Source organism: Pseudoalteromonas sp. APC 3355, from assembly GCF_030407615.1.
GTDB classification, from domain to species: Bacteria; Pseudomonadota; Gammaproteobacteria; order Enterobacterales; family Alteromonadaceae; genus Pseudoalteromonas; species Pseudoalteromonas distincta.
On sequence record NZ_JASDDB010000002.1, the window covers coordinates 66628 to 80835 of the forward strand.

Genomic DNA, 14208 nt, shown 5'->3' on the forward strand with positions numbered 1-14208 from the left:
TATGCATCCCCTTTTAGAAAAAGCTCAACAACTAAAACAGCAACTTAACTTTAATTGGTCGCTGATTTTTGGAGTGAGTTTTTTTCTGGTTGTGGTTATAGGCTTAGTACAAATAACCACCGGTGTATCTGATTGGTTAGTTGAAAATAAAGATGCTCAAATTAAGCACCTTACAGTGCAAGGGCATCCCAAATACACAGATGAAACGGCAATTATAAAAGCAATTAAAAAAGCCGATTTAAGTAGTTTTTTTGAACTTGATGTTAAGCACGTGCAGCAGCTAGTTCAAGACTTGCCTTGGGTTGCTACCGCTTCGGTACGTAAACAATGGCCTGATACTATACAGGTGTATGTAGTTGAACATGAAGTAGTTGCTCACTGGAATAGCGACTTGTTGCTCAACCAAAGTGGCCAAGCATTTCAAGCCAGCAGCGATAAGTTAGATGATAACTTACCGCAGTTATATGGCCCAGAAGGTAGTGAAGAAGAGGCGTGGGTTGCTTTTAAGCAATTTGATGAAATGCTCAGAGTTAATGGTTTAACATTAACAAGTTTGGCATTATCGGAGCGTTTTTCGTGGCAACTTTGGCTAGATAACGGGATTCGCTTAAATTTAGGGCGTAAAGATAAAGCCAAGCGTGTACAACGTTTTATAGACGTTTATCCACGAATGGAACAACGTGCAGATGCACAAGTAGATACAATCGATTTACGGTATGATACCGGCCTTGCAGTAAGCTTTAAGCCAATGCAAGAAGAACAATTACAAAATAAGAGTAAGGCATGACTAAGTCAGCAGAAAGAAACCTAGTAATAGGATTAGACGTTGGCACCTCGAAAGTGGTTGCCACGGTAGGTGAAATCACCGCAGATAACAAGCTCAGCATTGTTGGTGTGGGCAGCCAAGTATCTCATGGTATGGATAAAGGCGGCGTTAACGATTTAAACTTAGTGTCTGAGTCTATTCGACGAGCAATAGACGAGGCCGAGTTAATGGCTGATTGTCGTATAAGCTCTGTGTATTTGGGTATTTCTGGCAAACATATACAGTGTCAAAACGAAAGTGGCGTGGTGGCAATCAATAACACCGAAGTCACTGACGAAGATATTGAAAACGTAATACATATTGCGCGTTCTGTGCCTATTTCAGCAGAGCGTAAAATGCTACATGCATTGCCACAAGAATACAGCATCGATATGCAAGAGGGCATTAAAAACCCACTAGGCATGAGCGGCGTTCGTATGGAAGCGCGTGCACATATCATTACGTGCTCAAACGATATGGCAAAAAATATCGAAAAATGTGTAGAACGCTGTGGTCTTGAAGTCGATCAACTTATCTTTACTGCACTTGCGTCTTGCTATTCTGTACTAACAGATGACGAAAAAGAGCTAGGTGTTGCAGTACTTGATATTGGTGGCGGTACTATGGATATCACCATTTATATTAATGGCGCACTTCGTCACTCTGCGGTTATACCTGTAGCGGGTAACCAAGTTACTGGTGATATTGCAAAAATATTTCGCACACCTATATCACATGCAGAGTCACTCAAAGTACAATACGCATGTGCTAGTAGCCAAATGGCAAGTAGCGAAGACACAATTGAAGTACCAAGTGTAGGCGGGCGACCAGCAAGGTTAATGTCGCGCCATACATTATCTGAGGTGGTAGAGCCTCGTTTTAGAGAATTATTTGAGCTTGCGATGGAAGAAATTCGTCGTTCAGGCTTAGAAGACCAAATTGCGGCAGGTCTCGTTATAACAGGCGGAACTGCTAAAATGACTGGCGCTATGGAAGTGGCAGAAGACATCTTCCAAATGCCAGTAAGAATAGGCAAACCAATCGGGATGGTTGGTTTGACAGACTATGTAGATGATCCTTCGTACGCAACCGCTGTTGGTTTGTTACAATACGGGCGTACCATGCAATCGATGAATGCACAAAAGTCGAAAGCAGAGGATAACAATAATTGGTGGAACCGCATTACTAAATGGTTCCAAGGCGAGTTTTAAGACTCAAGTCGGAGAGTAAACATGTTTGATATAATGGAACAACACAGCGAAGAAGCTGTAATAAAAGTAATCGGCGTGGGCGGTGGTGGCGGTAACGCTGTTGAGCACATGGTAAAACAACAAATAGAAGGCGTGCGTTTTATAGCCGCTAATACGGATGCGCAAGCATTACGTAACTCTGCTGCCGATATCACAGTTCAACTAGGCACGCAAATAACCTCTGGGTTGGGTGCGGGCGCAAACCCTGAAGTAGGCCGTAAGTCGGCTGAAGAAGATGCAGATACAATTCGTGCCAGCCTTGAAGGCGCCGATATGGTATTTATTGCAGCCGGTATGGGCGGTGGTACAGGTACTGGTGCAGCACCGGTAGTTGCTAAAATTGCTAAAGAACTCGGTATTTTAACTGTTGCAGTTGTAACACGTCCTTTTGATTTTGAAGGTAAAAAACGTGCAGCAGCCGCTGAACAAGGCATTAATGAATTGTCAGAAATTGTAGATTCACTTATTACAATTCCTAACAATAAATTGCTTAAAGTTTTAGGGAAAGGGACTACACTTCTAGATGCCTTCGCTAAAGCTAATGACGTATTATTTGGTGCGGTACAAGGTATAGCAGAGCTAATTACACGTTCTGGTTTAATTAACGTGGATTTCGCCGATGTTAGAACTGTAATGTCTGCAATGGGTACTGCAATGATGGGAACGGCGTCTGCGTCAGGTCCTGATCGTGCACAAGAAGCTGCAGAAGCCGCTATCTCAAGCCCACTACTAGAAGACGTTGATTTAACAGGTGCTAAAGGTATCTTAGTTAATATTACCGCTGGTATGGACATTGCGATTGAAGAATTTGAAATTGTTGGTAATCACGTTAAAGCACTTGCGTCAGAAAACGCAACGGTTGTTGTTGGTGCGGTAATCGACCCAGAAATGACTGATGAGCTACGTGTAACGGTTGTTGCAACTGGTTTAGGCGGCGATCGTCGTCCACAGTTTGGTATTGTTGATAACGGCTTTAAAAAAGCATCAGGTTCTGATGTTGCAAGCACATCAAACCAAACGAGCAGTATGTACGTACCAAGCTTTGCAAGCCAAGATACAAACACTGAAGAAAATACGACTAAAGAGCAAGCGCAAAGCAAAGAAAAAGCGCCTTCAACGAGTTCAAGTAGTTCAAGTTCTTCAGCGCAAAATAGTAAAAAAGCAGATAAATCAGAAGGTGGTGATTATTTTGATATTCCCGCTTTTTTACGTAAGCAGGCAGATTAACATTTAATAATACTTTTGTTTGAAATATGTACAAATATTGAAAGGCAAAAGGATTTATGTTAAACTCCACCGTCTAACTGTAACTGATTTAAAAGTGAGCATACCTATGATTAAACAGCGTACGATTGCACAAGTAGTCAAAGCCATAGGAATTGGACTTCATAAAGGTGAGAAGGTCACAATAACTCTCCGACCTGCGAGCGCAAATACTGGGATTGTATTTCGTCGTGTCGACCTTGATCCGGTTGTTGATTTTGAAACAACACCTGAAGCCGTTGGTGATACGCAGTTGTGTACCTGTTTAATTAACAAAGATGGTGTTCGCTTATCAACTACTGAGCATCTTATTGCAGCCGTGGCTGCAATGGGGATTGATAATCTAATTGTAGAATTAGATAGCTCAGAAGTGCCGATTATGGATGGTAGTGCATTACCATTCATATATCTGTTACAAAAAGGCGGAATTGAAGAACAAAACGTTGCTAAACGCTTTATCCGTATTAAAGAAAAAGTACGCATTGAAGAAGATGGTAAGTGGGCTGAAGTTGAACCATATGATGGTTTTCATATCGACTTTGAGATTGCATTTAACCACCCAGCTATCAATGAAAGTCGCCAACGTATTGGGTTGGATATAACAACGCAAAGCTTTATTGAAGAAATTAGCCGTGCGCGTACTTTTGGATTTATGAAAGATATTGAATACATGCATGCAAACAACCTAGCGCTAGGTGGTAGCATGGATAGTGCTGTGGTACTTGATGAATTCAAAGTTTTAAATCCTAATGGCTTACGTTATAGCGATGAGTTTGTTAAGCACAAGATATTAGACTGTGTTGGTGACATGTTTATGACAGGTCATAATCTTTTAGGTAAAGTAACAGCATTTAAATCGGGTCATGATTTAAATAATAAATTACTACGTAAAATTATGGCTACAGAGTCAGCATGGGAGTGGGCAACATTTGAAACGCCTGTGACGATGCCTGCACCCGGTCTTGAGTTAGCTCCAGCCTAAAAGCAGTAAAAGAACAGCTCGCAAACAGTTATAAAAAATGACGCTAATTAGCGTCATTTTTTTTGCGTAAAATTTACTCTATTATAACTCTAAAAGATCTTGTAACTGATTTAAATGAGTTACTGTATAGGTTGGTTTTATTCCATCGGCTAATTGCTCACCAGGGTGTTGTAACCAGCAAGTATCAATACCTGCATTGTTGCCGCCAAGTATGTCGCTTGCAGCAGTATCACCCACCATAAGTATCTCGCTTTTATCAGGGTTACCCATTAGCTCAAATGTGTGCTCAAAAATCGCTTTATTTGGTTTTGCTATACCCACAAGTTCAGATATTACTAACCATTCAAACATATCTTTTAAGCCAGTATGCTCAAGGCGTACGGTTTGTAAGCGGGCAAATCCGTTAGTAATAATACCTAATCGAGCATTTGGCTTAAGTTTATTTAAAAGCTCAATAGCACCAGGTAATGGCTCGCAAATTTGCGCCATAGCATCTAAAAAAGCATCGTTTAGCTCTTTTGCGGGCACATTAAGTTTTGAAGCCCACTCATTAAAGCGTGTTACTTGTAAGTAATCTGCGCTAATAGTGCCATTTTGATAATCAACCCACAGCTGCTTATTGGTTTTTTGATAATGAACATAATCGTCTTGGCTAAAATCTACGTTGTAAGCTTTAAACATGCGAGTCATGCCCGCTAAAATATCAAACCTAAATAAGGTTTCGTCTGCATCAAACAATACATAGTTGTATTTCATTAAACTTCCTAAATTAATTTGTTTGGCTGTAGAGATCTACGTGTAGAAAGGGCGCCATAGCTAAAGTGAGTGCTTGTGTGTAGGTGCTTTCGCGCGTGGCGTGATTGTTTGTAAGTAACCCAATAGCGCCCCCTTTTTGTTTAACGTTGGTGGTATTAAATGCTTTGTCCATTACATCGCCAAGCTCTTCGCCATTAAGTAATGCGTTATAAAGCACTTGAGGCAAGGGGAGGTTGCTGCTGCGCCCTACAACCTGATTTAAGGCATTATCAATAACTACGTAAGCAAAGGTTGCTGCACCATAGCTAAATTGCTCTGCACCGCCTTCCATTGCCACGTAGTAGTGAGCTTGGTAATGCTCTTTGCAATAATTAACACGGTTTTGTGCGCCAACACGTGTTTCTTCTTCGCCAATAGGTTGATCTGGCACATTGGATGGAGCATCAACACCTTGGCAATCAATTTCATGTTCAGGGAAATACATTGCAAAAATATGTTTAGCAGCGTTAATTTTTACAGGGTTTTTAGAACCCACAATAATTTTTAATGAGTACAACACAATGTCCCTTATTGTTACTAAAAATCAGCAGTGTACGTGAGAGAGCTCAATCTTAGAAGAGGAGTTAAATAGGTATATCCAAAGGTGCTAAGTTTTCCAGTGCACGCTTTTTCAAAATAATATCTTTAATAAGTGGAGTAAGAACCAGCTCCATAGCTAAGCCCATTTTGCCCCCTGGTACTACAAGCGTATTAATACGAGACATAAAACTGCCTTCGATCATCCGTAAATAATAAGGAAAATCAACATCATCAATACCCCTAAAGCGAATAACTACAAAGCTTTCATCAAGAGATGGAATATCTTTGGCGCTAAATGGGTTTGATGTATCAACGGTCGGCACGCGTTGAAAATTAATATGGGTACGAGAAAACTGCGGGGTAATATGATTTATATAGTCATCCATACTGCGCACAATAGAGCCCATAACCGCTTCGCGAGAATGGCCTCGTTCGGATGTATCGCGTATTAATTTTTGAATCCACTCAAGGTTAATAATTGGAACCATGCCTATTAATAAATCGACATGCTTTGCCACGTCTACATCTTGATCAACTACACCACCGTGTAACCCTTCATAAAACAAAATGTCAGTATTATGATCAAGATCTTGCCAAGGTGTAAATGTTCCAGGTAATTGATTGTACGGAACGGCTTCATCAAAGGTGTGTAAGTAGCGGCGTAACTTTCCTTGACCTGTTTCGCTATAGTTTTCAAACAGCGTTTTTAAAGCGCCAAAGTCATTGGCCTCTCGGCCAAAGTAACTAATATGTTTACCTTCTTGTTGTGCTTCTCGAACTTTTTTATCCATTTCGGGGCGAGTGTAACGATGAAAGCTATCTCCTTCGACAAAAGCCGCTTGAATATTAAGGCTACGGAAAATATGTTTAATTGCATTCGTTGTGGTGGTTGTACCCGCACCAGATGAACCCGTAATCGCAATAATAGGATTTTTAGCTGACATGTTAATTCTCTTTTTTAGGACCAGGTTTATAACCAGACTAAACTTAACATTATTTTAAGTCGTTTGGGTATCTTAAGAGTTGACTGACTTAGCTCAAGTGACGCCATCAGCAAATAACGTTATCATGAGGTGCTTAAAATTAAAACGAGAGAAAGCATGAAACTTATTAAACCATTACTTGGATTATTTTCTATAGCAGCGCTGAGCCCAATAGTGGTGCAGGCTAGCATGCCAAAAAGCCAAGTATTACTTGCTGATTTAAATACACCTTTCGGGGTACAAGTTAGTATAGTGAGCGATAAAAATAGTTATAACAACCAACCGCACTTAACAAGTACAGGTTTATACTTTACTCATGAAGTAATTAATAAAGGGCAAAGCCAAACTGATATTGCTTATTATGATTTCACGTCAAAAAAAGTTACCAATATAACTAACTCTCCTGTAAGCGAATATTCACCAACGGTTATGCCAAGTGGTGATGCGATATCAGCGATTGTTGTAGAAGCTGACGGTAAGCAAAAATTGTGGCAATACCCACTCAAAAACGAAGATGCGCCAAGTCGTATTTTTGATTGGATTGAACCTGTTGGATACCATGCATGGGGTGTCCAAAATGATTTAGTGATGTTTATTTTAGGAAAGCCTCATACTCTTCAATATACTTCTGTTGCACAAGCGAAGGGGGAAATAGCTGCCAGTAATATTGGCCGAACGCTTATTTATAACAACTCAATGGCTGCATTTTTATTTAGTTACACTAAAAACGAGCAACACATTTTAGCGAGTTTTAATCCACAAGATAAACAAGTTGAAGACTTATTAAGGTTACCGGCTCAAGTTCAAGATTTTATTTTAAAAGATAATACGACCATTGCTTATGCTATTAAAAACCGCGTTTATCAGCGTAAACTTGATGGAAGTGATGAAGTATCGCAATGGCTTAATTTAAGCACCTACTGCGAAACAAATATAACAAGAATGAGTTACAACAATGAAAAACTCGCTTTTGTATGTGATATAACAAAGTAAAGCAAACAAATAAATTCAGATTTTATTGTGTGTATGCGTTAATCTAATACGCAAATTAACTAATAGGGATTACACGTGGCTTATAGTGCAGACGAGCTGACAGAACAGCTCATTAAATTACAGTGCAGAAGTAATTTTAAGATTAAAAATATTGCAGAGTACATGTTAGTAAACTCTAAAGAAGCATTTTATACCCACAGCGAAAGCGGCAAGGGTAAAATAGTAATTCGCCCAGCATTTGAGGTGTTTAGCGATGATTTTAATGATATTGATGGCGTGACGCGTGCGCAAGGGTACTTCCATAGCAGTGAGATGACACGCTTTCCTACGCGCATTTTTAAAAGCGCTCAACCTATTCACTACGGTGTTGCGTTTAAAATAAACTCTGAGCAAGCAGCCAAAGATTTTATAGCCAAGCTAACTATGATTATTGGCAACTAATTTTATATAAAAAGTAAAAAGCCGCTGAATTTATATTCAGCGGCTTTTGTATTTTTATAGCTCAATAAATCTAATAATTACTTACTTTTTAAGAAGCTATTAACCGATTTAAGTTCACGTGTTTTAAGCGCGATACAATCGTTTGTGCTTTCTTCAAGCTTACTTAATGTGCGCGCGTAACCAGCTACATCAGCTACTTTTTCGTTAAAGAAGGTTTTTGTTGTCGCTAAGCTTTCTGCATCACAGCTTGCAGTTGTAAAGTACGGCAAGTTAGGAATAAAGAAAGGCGGTAAACTTGCTGTTACTTTATCGTAGTTACTGTAAACCCAATCAATAAATAATGCCTGGCGCTCATCTGTGTAACTTTGACCTGACAAAATAGTACGCATGTCAGATGCCGTTACTTCATCCGTTAAGCTATAAGCTAATACTGCTTTTTGTAACTCAGGTTTACCAAAAAAGCCCATAGCTGCAAGCATGTTTGTGCGTACTTGCGGATCTTTAGTCGTTTTGAACGTTGTCATGAATTGATCAAGCAGTGCTTTATCACCATGAAAAGCAGCAAGAGTTAAGTACGTACCCGCTAAGTATGGGTCTACTTTTTGTGGATCATTTAAATAAACTTGCGTTTGTTCTTTGGCTTTATTGATGACGTTTTGATCTTCACCATCAAAACCTAAGCGTGATACAACGGCTGCACGAAGTTGTGCAATAGCTCCGTCTTCACCCGCTTTTGCTTCTAAACCATATTTTTTAGCAGCAGGCGTTACTGCACCGCGAATAAATTCAGGCCATAGGTCTTTATTGCTATCGTCTTTAAAAGTGCGCTGTTGCGATACTAAGTAACCTAGTGCAGTATTTGCTACGCGAGGGTGGCTATCGCTTACGAACACTTCAAGTGTTTGCATTAACTTAGCAGCAGATATAACACCAGCATCAAGTAGCGCATCAGTAGCCGATAGTAACGCTAAGCGTTCACGGTCACTCAGTACGCTTGGCGCCTTCTTAACAAGTGCGCTAAATTGTGCATCATCCATTACCCAGCGGTAGTAGCCTAATGCACCTTGGTCAGGATAAATCCACTCTGGTTCAAAGTCTAAATCTAGTGTTTGGCTTTGTTTATTAAGTAATACGTTTGCTGTTTTTACTTTATCGCCAGCACCATATTTAATTGCAACAGGTACATTCCATAGCTGCTCTGGCGCATCAACGCCTGCGTTTACAAAGCGGCTTTGTGAAATAGTTACTTTGCTACCTTGTTGAGTTACTTTAACTAGTGGGAAAGAAGATTGCTCAATAAACGATTTTAAAACACTCGCTACGTCTTTATTTGACGCTTTACCAAGTGCTTCCCATAAGTCGGCCGCTTCAGCATTTTTATATGAAAACTCTTTTAAGTAGCTTTGAATACCTCTTTGAAATGCATCTTCGCCAATCCAGTTTTCAACCATAGCAAGTACTGAACTACCTTTACTGTAAGCAAGACCTAAACCGTCCATAATGTCGGCTTCGGTTTTAATTGGCTTACGAATAGGCTTGGTGCTTAGGCGTGCATCAAGTGCCATTACGTTGTTTTGTGGCAGGTCTAAGTGCGATTCAAACTCAGGGTTAAGCTGCTTAGTAATTTTTGCAGCCATCCAGCTAGCAAACGCTTCGTTTAACCATAAGTCGTTCCACCATTTCATGGTTACTAAGTTACCGTACCATTGGTGAGCAAGTTCGTGAGCAATAATTGATACATTACGTTGTTTTTTACTGCGTGTTGCTGCAGCTAAATCAACTAATAAAATATCTTCTCGGTAGGTTACTAAGCCTGAGTTTTCCATTGCGCCAAATGGAAACTCTGGTACCGCTACTGAGTCTAATTTTTTGTAAACGTAAGGAATACCAAAATACGCTTCAAGTGCACCTAGTACTTTTGGCATGTTTTCTTTTGCGTATTGGGCTAAGTGAATTTTACCTTGAGGGGTAATTACACGACCAGGAATTGGCATGCCTTTAATATCTAACTCTTCAAATGGGCCAACAGCCATTGCGACTAAGTATGAAGGAATTGGCGGCGTTTTATCAAAGTAGTGTGTGGTCATATCGCCATCAACCGTTGCTTTAAGCTCAGGCGTATTTGAATATACTTTTTGTGATGTAGGCGCAGTAATCGTTAACTGAAATGGAATTTTGTAACTTGGCTCATCAAAAACAGGGAATGCACGGCGTGCATCACTCATTTCAAATTGAGTAAATAAATAAGGTGTTCCTTGGTCTAACGTTTTGTATAAACCAACACTTTGACGGTTATATGGCGCTGAAAAATCAACTTTAAGGGTGTATTTACCTGGTTGGATTTGCTCATCACAGCTAAATTTAACTTTACCTGTTTTAAGCATTTCGTTGTTTAAGTCACAGTTTTCGTCGCCAAGCAATTGCGCCATTTTAACAGCGTAAGCTACGCCATTTAATTCAATGTATTTTGTTGGTTTTAGTACTTCTAGGGAAATCTCAGTCATCCCTGTGAATGTATCTTGGCTCGGATCGAGTGTTAACGATACCTGTTGTGAACTTGGTTTTGCGAGTTTTTCAATAACGAATTCGTTAGCGTTTGCAGCACCCATTGCCAAAGCAACGCTCACTGTTAAGAGGCTTTTAAGAAACATAGTGATCCCTAGATTGTTGTTGTTAGAAACTACCCTAAATAGGCTTTTTTATGCTCATATTATTAGGGGGTTAGATATCCTAACAGTTTTTTTTAATAGAGTAATTGATTATAACGGTGACTTTAAGGGGAAATAGTAACAAAGTTTGTCAGTGGCTTTCGCGCGTTATAAAACGCTGCCAATGCAGGTGTGAGTTAATAATACGTATTTTTTGGATCACGTTATTTAATAAAAGAACGTCCTTAAATTCATTATGTGGGTATTCGTTAAATCCCATGAGGTAATTAAAGGCGTCTTTAGAGTTGGCTTGCAGAGCATGTATACGCACTTGTTGTTCAAAGTTAAGACGAAGGCTGCTTACGGCTGTTTTCATACCGAGTTGATCAACGTTTGGTATATCACACTTTTGTAAATAGCCGGCTCGCTCACCTTCACCTGAAAACCAAATACGGACTTTTTCACTGTATCTGCCAGTTTTAGCGGGTAAGTCGAACATTAATCGTTGTTGATTTTGTGATTTTATGAATGCTAAATATTCATTAAACCCGGCATCTATAAGTGCCTGATGCACAGGAACTAAGCGAGGTTTTATCTTACCGTGAGTATGAAAATTAAAACATAAGACATCTTTTTCAAGAGACAGATCATCAAGCGTTAGATAGCCAATTTCATCGCTATATGCACCACTGTAATATGCAATTAGAGGAAGCCAAAAATGCCAGTGTTTTGGTTGCTCACGTGCAACTTTAAAATCACTGTATATATATCCATTATAAAGAGTGTGCAGTTCCATGGCTGAAAAGGGCCGGCGACCAAGATGGGTTTTCAACGTAATACCTTGAAAATAATGATGTGTTTTATTTTATACCCAACTAGCAGTAGATGCTAGTCGGGTTTTATCCGCTCTTAAAATAAAGCGTATAAAGTATTACTCACTTAAAGCGCGAGCTAAACCAGTAGGTTCAATCTCTGTACATACTTGGTCATCATTCCAGTTAATGCCAACAAGTGCGTTATCTTCATTTAAATCTTCAACCCATGCATCTAAAAATTCATCAAGATTTATTTCTACAGGGCTGTAGTCTTTCCACTCTTCTTTACATTGCGCTTTAGCTGCTTCTTCACTTTCCCAAAGCAGTAGTACGTCAGTTTCGTCAAATTGGTTAGAATCGCACACTACAAAGCCATTATCTTCTGCACCAAGTGCCCAAATTACTTCGCTAACACGTACTTTTTCTACAAAGTTAACTAGTTGTGATTCAATTTCGATATCGCTCATGTGTTTACCTTTTTAAATTAGTGACGAGGATTAGTATCTATTGCTGCTTGACGCTTGCCATATTGCTTATGAAAAGCAACAAGCTCTGAATACTGACTAAAGTCAGTTAATTCACGAAAGCAAATCCAATCAAGCAGGCAGTATAAACTGATGTTGAGGTATTCACAGCTTTTAAATTCTTCATCGCTTAAATGGGTATTTAAAAAGCTTAATGTTTGTTCAATTCGTTCGTTTTGCAAATTAAAAAAGAGTTTATCGCTTTTGGTGTCAAATCCAGAGCGTTCACATAGCAGCATTTCTACTAGCGAATCGTTACAGGCATTTATAGTCGTAAGTAAGTGCTCTTGCGGCCACGTTAGTTTTGGTTGCCCTGTTTTTTCAAGTAAATAGCGCAATATAGAATTAGAGTCACTAAGTGTTAAGTCGCCATCTACCAGAATGGGAATCTTTCGAGCTGGATTTTTACTGGCCATAGTAGGGCGATCTTGCTCAGAAAATATATCAAGACTCACAAGCTCTAGTTTACAGTTGTTTTGTTGTGTCCAAATTCTAATTCGGCGCACGTAAGGTGAAGGTACAGAACCAATTAATTGCATAATTACTCCATAAAAAAGCCGCATAAGCGGCTTTTATAAAACGTTACTTACGATACAGTTAAATTTATTCTGAACGGCTAGTAACTTCAAGTAAATGATAACCAAATTGAGTTTGCACAGGGCCTTGTACTTGGTTAATTGGAGCTGAAAACACAACTTTATCAAACTCTGGAACCATCATACCAGGACCAAACTCACCAAGAGCACCGCCATCTTGACCTGATGGGCAGTTTGAATGCGCTTTGGCTAATTCAGCAAAGTCTTCGCCTTGCTCAATTTTTGTTTTTAAGTCTAAGCATTGTGCTTCACTGTCTACAAGTATATGTCGTGCGCTTGCTACTGTCATAAAATCTCCCGAGTATAGTGTGGTGTTTTTTTAACCGAATTAAAATATCATTCTAGTTAGTTTCAACTAATTGTACCAGTATAAACTTATTTATCAGAAAGCACAGTTTCAATTGCAGCAATCATTTGTTCTGAATCAGGTGCTGCTTTGCTGTTAAACCGTAAAACCGTCTCACGATCAGCAGACACTAAATACTTATAAAAGTTCCAATTTGGAGAGCTAGTTTGCTCATTCAAATATTTAAAAATTGGATTCGCTTTACTACCACGCACTTCGCTTGTAGCAAACATAGGGAAGGTTACACCATAATTTACAAAGCATACTTTTGCAGTTTCTTTTTCACTATCCTCTTCTTGAAAAAAATCATCAGAAGGGAACCCTAATACGACTAAACCTTGTTCTTTGTATCGCTGATATAGCGCTTCAAGGCCTTTAAATTGGGGTGTAAAACCGCAGTTGCTTGCCGTGTTTACTATTAATAAAGGCTTATTTTTAAATTGGCATAAATTAATAGATTCTTTTGAGCGCAGCTTTCGAATATCGACATTGGTAAAATCTTGACAGTCTTGGGTAGAGGTTTGGTTAATAGTTGATGATGTTTCAGCGTGGAGTGGGGCATTAATAAATAAAGCCATTAATCCTATTATAATTTTTTTTAGCATTACATTACCTAAACTTTTCAATTGTTTGATTGGATAATCATACGCTAATATGAAACAAATTGATCAACCTTTGAATGACCTATGACAACCCGTTTAGCAACTATTGATGATCTTAGTGAAATTGTAGCCATTTATAACGAAACCATTGCAGGGCGAATGGTAACTGCAGATACCGAAGAAGTTACTGTTGACGAAAAGCGTGACTGGTTTAATAGCCATAACGATAAAAGGCCTATTTATGTTTACTGCGAAAATAACCAAGTACTTGCTTGGGTAAGTTATAAGTCGTTTTATGGGCGCCCTGCTTACGATGGTACAGTAGAGATGAGCATTTACATTACCCGTAAAGCACAAGGTAAAGGGCTTGGTAAAAAGCTAATGATATTTGCTCAAACACAAGCTAAGCAATTAAATATTAAAGTATTGCTTGGTTTTATTTTTAGTCATAATTTACCCAGTGTTAAATTATTTAAGCATTTTGATTTTGAAATATGGGGCGAGTTGCCAAGCGTTGCCATAATGGATAACAAGCCCTACAGCCTGACTATTTTTGGAAAGCATCTTAAATAAACTGTTTTATGAAACCTTGTAATATTTTTTTACAAAAAAACGATAGGGCTTT

At 39.1% G+C, this 14208-nt stretch carries 16 protein-coding genes; 7 read left to right on the forward strand and 9 right to left on the reverse strand.

The window, feature by feature from the left end; translation table 11 throughout:
* Position 1: 1 nt before the first annotated feature.
* From QMA08_RS03575 to lpxC, 4 genes are all read left to right on the forward strand, one after another.
* A complete protein-coding gene (locus QMA08_RS03575; RefSeq protein ID WP_002957996.1) occupies positions 2-787 on the forward strand; it encodes a cell division protein FtsQ/DivIB in 786 nt (261 codons plus the stop codon).
* Entirely contained in the window at positions 784-2016 is a 1233-nt protein-coding gene (gene ftsA, locus QMA08_RS03580; protein WP_007582937.1) for a cell division protein FtsA, read from the forward strand. The genes QMA08_RS03575 and ftsA overlap by 4 nt, the downstream gene beginning before the upstream one ends.
* Before the next feature lie 21 nt (positions 2017-2037).
* Positions 2038-3282 carry a cell division protein FtsZ gene (ftsZ, locus tag QMA08_RS03585; protein ID WP_002957998.1) on the forward strand — a complete coding sequence of 415 codons (1245 nt, stop codon included), beginning with the start codon at positions 2038-2040 and terminating at the stop codon, positions 3280-3282.
* 106 nt (positions 3283-3388) lie between these two features.
* Positions 3389-4300: a UDP-3-O-acyl-N-acetylglucosamine deacetylase gene (gene lpxC / locus QMA08_RS03590; protein WP_002957999.1), complete on the forward strand. Its 912-nt coding sequence runs from the start codon at positions 3389-3391 to the stop codon at positions 4298-4300.
* An 81-nt stretch (positions 4301-4381) separates the two neighbouring features.
* Here lpxC and yjjG read toward each other — a convergent pair whose 3' ends face one another.
* The 3 genes from yjjG to QMA08_RS03605 all read right to left on the reverse strand — a co-directional run bounded on the left by yjjG (position 4382) and on the right by QMA08_RS03605 (position 6579).
* The gene (yjjG, locus tag QMA08_RS03595) at positions 4382-5056 is read right to left on the reverse strand and encodes a pyrimidine 5'-nucleotidase (protein ID WP_182754461.1); all 675 of its coding nucleotides are present in this window, start codon (positions 5054-5056) and stop codon (positions 4382-4384) included.
* 13 nt (positions 5057-5069) lie between these two features.
* Positions 5070-5615: an inosine/xanthosine triphosphatase gene (gene yjjX / locus QMA08_RS03600; RefSeq protein ID WP_100218333.1), complete on the reverse strand. Its 546-nt coding sequence runs from the start codon at positions 5613-5615 to the stop codon at positions 5070-5072.
* A 64-nt stretch (positions 5616-5679) separates the two neighbouring features.
* Positions 5680-6579 (reverse strand): phosphoribulokinase, encoded by a 900-nt coding sequence (locus tag QMA08_RS03605; protein ID WP_002958002.1) that lies wholly within the window; start codon positions 6577-6579, stop codon positions 5680-5682.
* Positions 6580-6735: 156 nt separating this feature from the next.
* On the opposite strand from QMA08_RS03605, the gene QMA08_RS03610 reads away from it, so the two are divergent.
* Complete coding sequence (locus QMA08_RS03610) at positions 6736-7611, forward strand: hypothetical protein (protein WP_290173714.1); 876 nt, start codon at positions 6736-6738, stop codon at positions 7609-7611.
* 75 nt (positions 7612-7686) lie between these two features.
* Positions 7687-8052, forward strand: a complete 366-nt coding sequence (locus QMA08_RS03615) for a hypothetical protein (protein WP_007376965.1) — start codon at positions 7687-7689, stop codon at positions 8050-8052.
* A 77-nt stretch (positions 8053-8129) separates the two neighbouring features.
* Here QMA08_RS03615 and QMA08_RS03620 read toward each other — a convergent pair whose 3' ends face one another.
* The 6 genes from QMA08_RS03620 to QMA08_RS03645 form a co-directional block, all read right to left on the reverse strand.
* Complete coding sequence (locus QMA08_RS03620) at positions 8130-10703, reverse strand: M1 family metallopeptidase (RefSeq protein WP_290173715.1); 2574 nt, start codon at positions 10701-10703, stop codon at positions 8130-8132.
* A 148-nt stretch (positions 10704-10851) separates the two neighbouring features.
* The gene (locus tag QMA08_RS03625) at positions 10852-11532 is read right to left on the reverse strand and encodes a hypothetical protein (RefSeq protein WP_290173716.1); all 681 of its coding nucleotides are present in this window, start codon (positions 11530-11532) and stop codon (positions 10852-10854) included.
* A gap of 99 nt (positions 11533-11631) precedes the next feature.
* Complete coding sequence (locus QMA08_RS03630) at positions 11632-11982, reverse strand: DUF2750 domain-containing protein (RefSeq protein WP_002958007.1); 351 nt, start codon at positions 11980-11982, stop codon at positions 11632-11634.
* A 17-nt stretch (positions 11983-11999) separates the two neighbouring features.
* On the reverse strand, positions 12000-12578 hold the full coding sequence (locus QMA08_RS03635) for a glutathione S-transferase family protein (protein WP_290173717.1): 579 nt from the start codon (positions 12576-12578) through the stop codon (positions 12000-12002).
* A 64-nt stretch (positions 12579-12642) separates the two neighbouring features.
* Positions 12643-12924: a peptidylprolyl isomerase gene (locus QMA08_RS03640; RefSeq protein ID WP_002958009.1), complete on the reverse strand. Its 282-nt coding sequence runs from the start codon at positions 12922-12924 to the stop codon at positions 12643-12645.
* Between the two features lie 86 nt (positions 12925-13010).
* Positions 13011-13586, reverse strand: coding sequence for a glutathione peroxidase (locus tag QMA08_RS03645; protein WP_002958010.1), 576 nt, complete (start codon positions 13584-13586; stop codon positions 13011-13013).
* Positions 13587-13667: 81 nt separating this feature from the next.
* Between QMA08_RS03645 and QMA08_RS03650 the strand changes: the two genes are divergently transcribed.
* Complete coding sequence (locus QMA08_RS03650) at positions 13668-14156, forward strand: GNAT family N-acetyltransferase (RefSeq protein ID WP_149602143.1); 489 nt, start codon at positions 13668-13670, stop codon at positions 14154-14156.
* The last annotated feature ends 52 nt before the right edge of the window (positions 14157-14208 follow it).

Coding starts and splice junctions, on each gene's coding strand:
- ftsA (WP_007582937.1), top strand. CDS start 784: ATGACTAAGTCAGCAGAAAGAAACCTAGTAATAGGATTAGACGTTGGC.
- QMA08_RS03630 (WP_002958007.1), bottom strand. CDS start 11,982: ATGAGCGATATCGAAATTGAATCACAACTAGTTAACTTTGTAGAAAAA.
- QMA08_RS03620 (WP_290173715.1), bottom strand. CDS start 10,703: ATGTTTCTTAAAAGCCTCTTAACAGTGAGCGTTGCTTTGGCAATGGGT.
- QMA08_RS03575 (WP_002957996.1), top strand. CDS start 2: ATGCATCCCCTTTTAGAAAAAGCTCAACAACTAAAACAGCAACTTAAC.
- QMA08_RS03650 (WP_149602143.1), top strand. CDS start 13,668: ATGACAACCCGTTTAGCAACTATTGATGATCTTAGTGAAATTGTAGCC.
- yjjG (WP_182754461.1), bottom strand. CDS start 5,056: ATGAAATACAACTATGTATTGTTTGATGCAGACGAAACCTTATTTAGG.
- QMA08_RS03610 (WP_290173714.1), top strand. CDS start 6,736: ATGAAACTTATTAAACCATTACTTGGATTATTTTCTATAGCAGCGCTG.
- ftsZ (WP_002957998.1), top strand. CDS start 2,038: ATGTTTGATATAATGGAACAACACAGCGAAGAAGCTGTAATAAAAGTA.
- lpxC (WP_002957999.1), top strand. CDS start 3,389: ATGATTAAACAGCGTACGATTGCACAAGTAGTCAAAGCCATAGGAATT.
- QMA08_RS03635 (WP_290173717.1), bottom strand. CDS start 12,578: ATGCAATTAATTGGTTCTGTACCTTCACCTTACGTGCGCCGAATTAGA.
- QMA08_RS03640 (WP_002958009.1), bottom strand. CDS start 12,924: ATGACAGTAGCAAGCGCACGACATATACTTGTAGACAGTGAAGCACAA.
- QMA08_RS03645 (WP_002958010.1), bottom strand. CDS start 13,586: ATGCTAAAAAAAATTATAATAGGATTAATGGCTTTATTTATTAATGCC.
- QMA08_RS03605 (WP_002958002.1), bottom strand. CDS start 6,579: ATGTCAGCTAAAAATCCTATTATTGCGATTACGGGTTCATCTGGTGCG.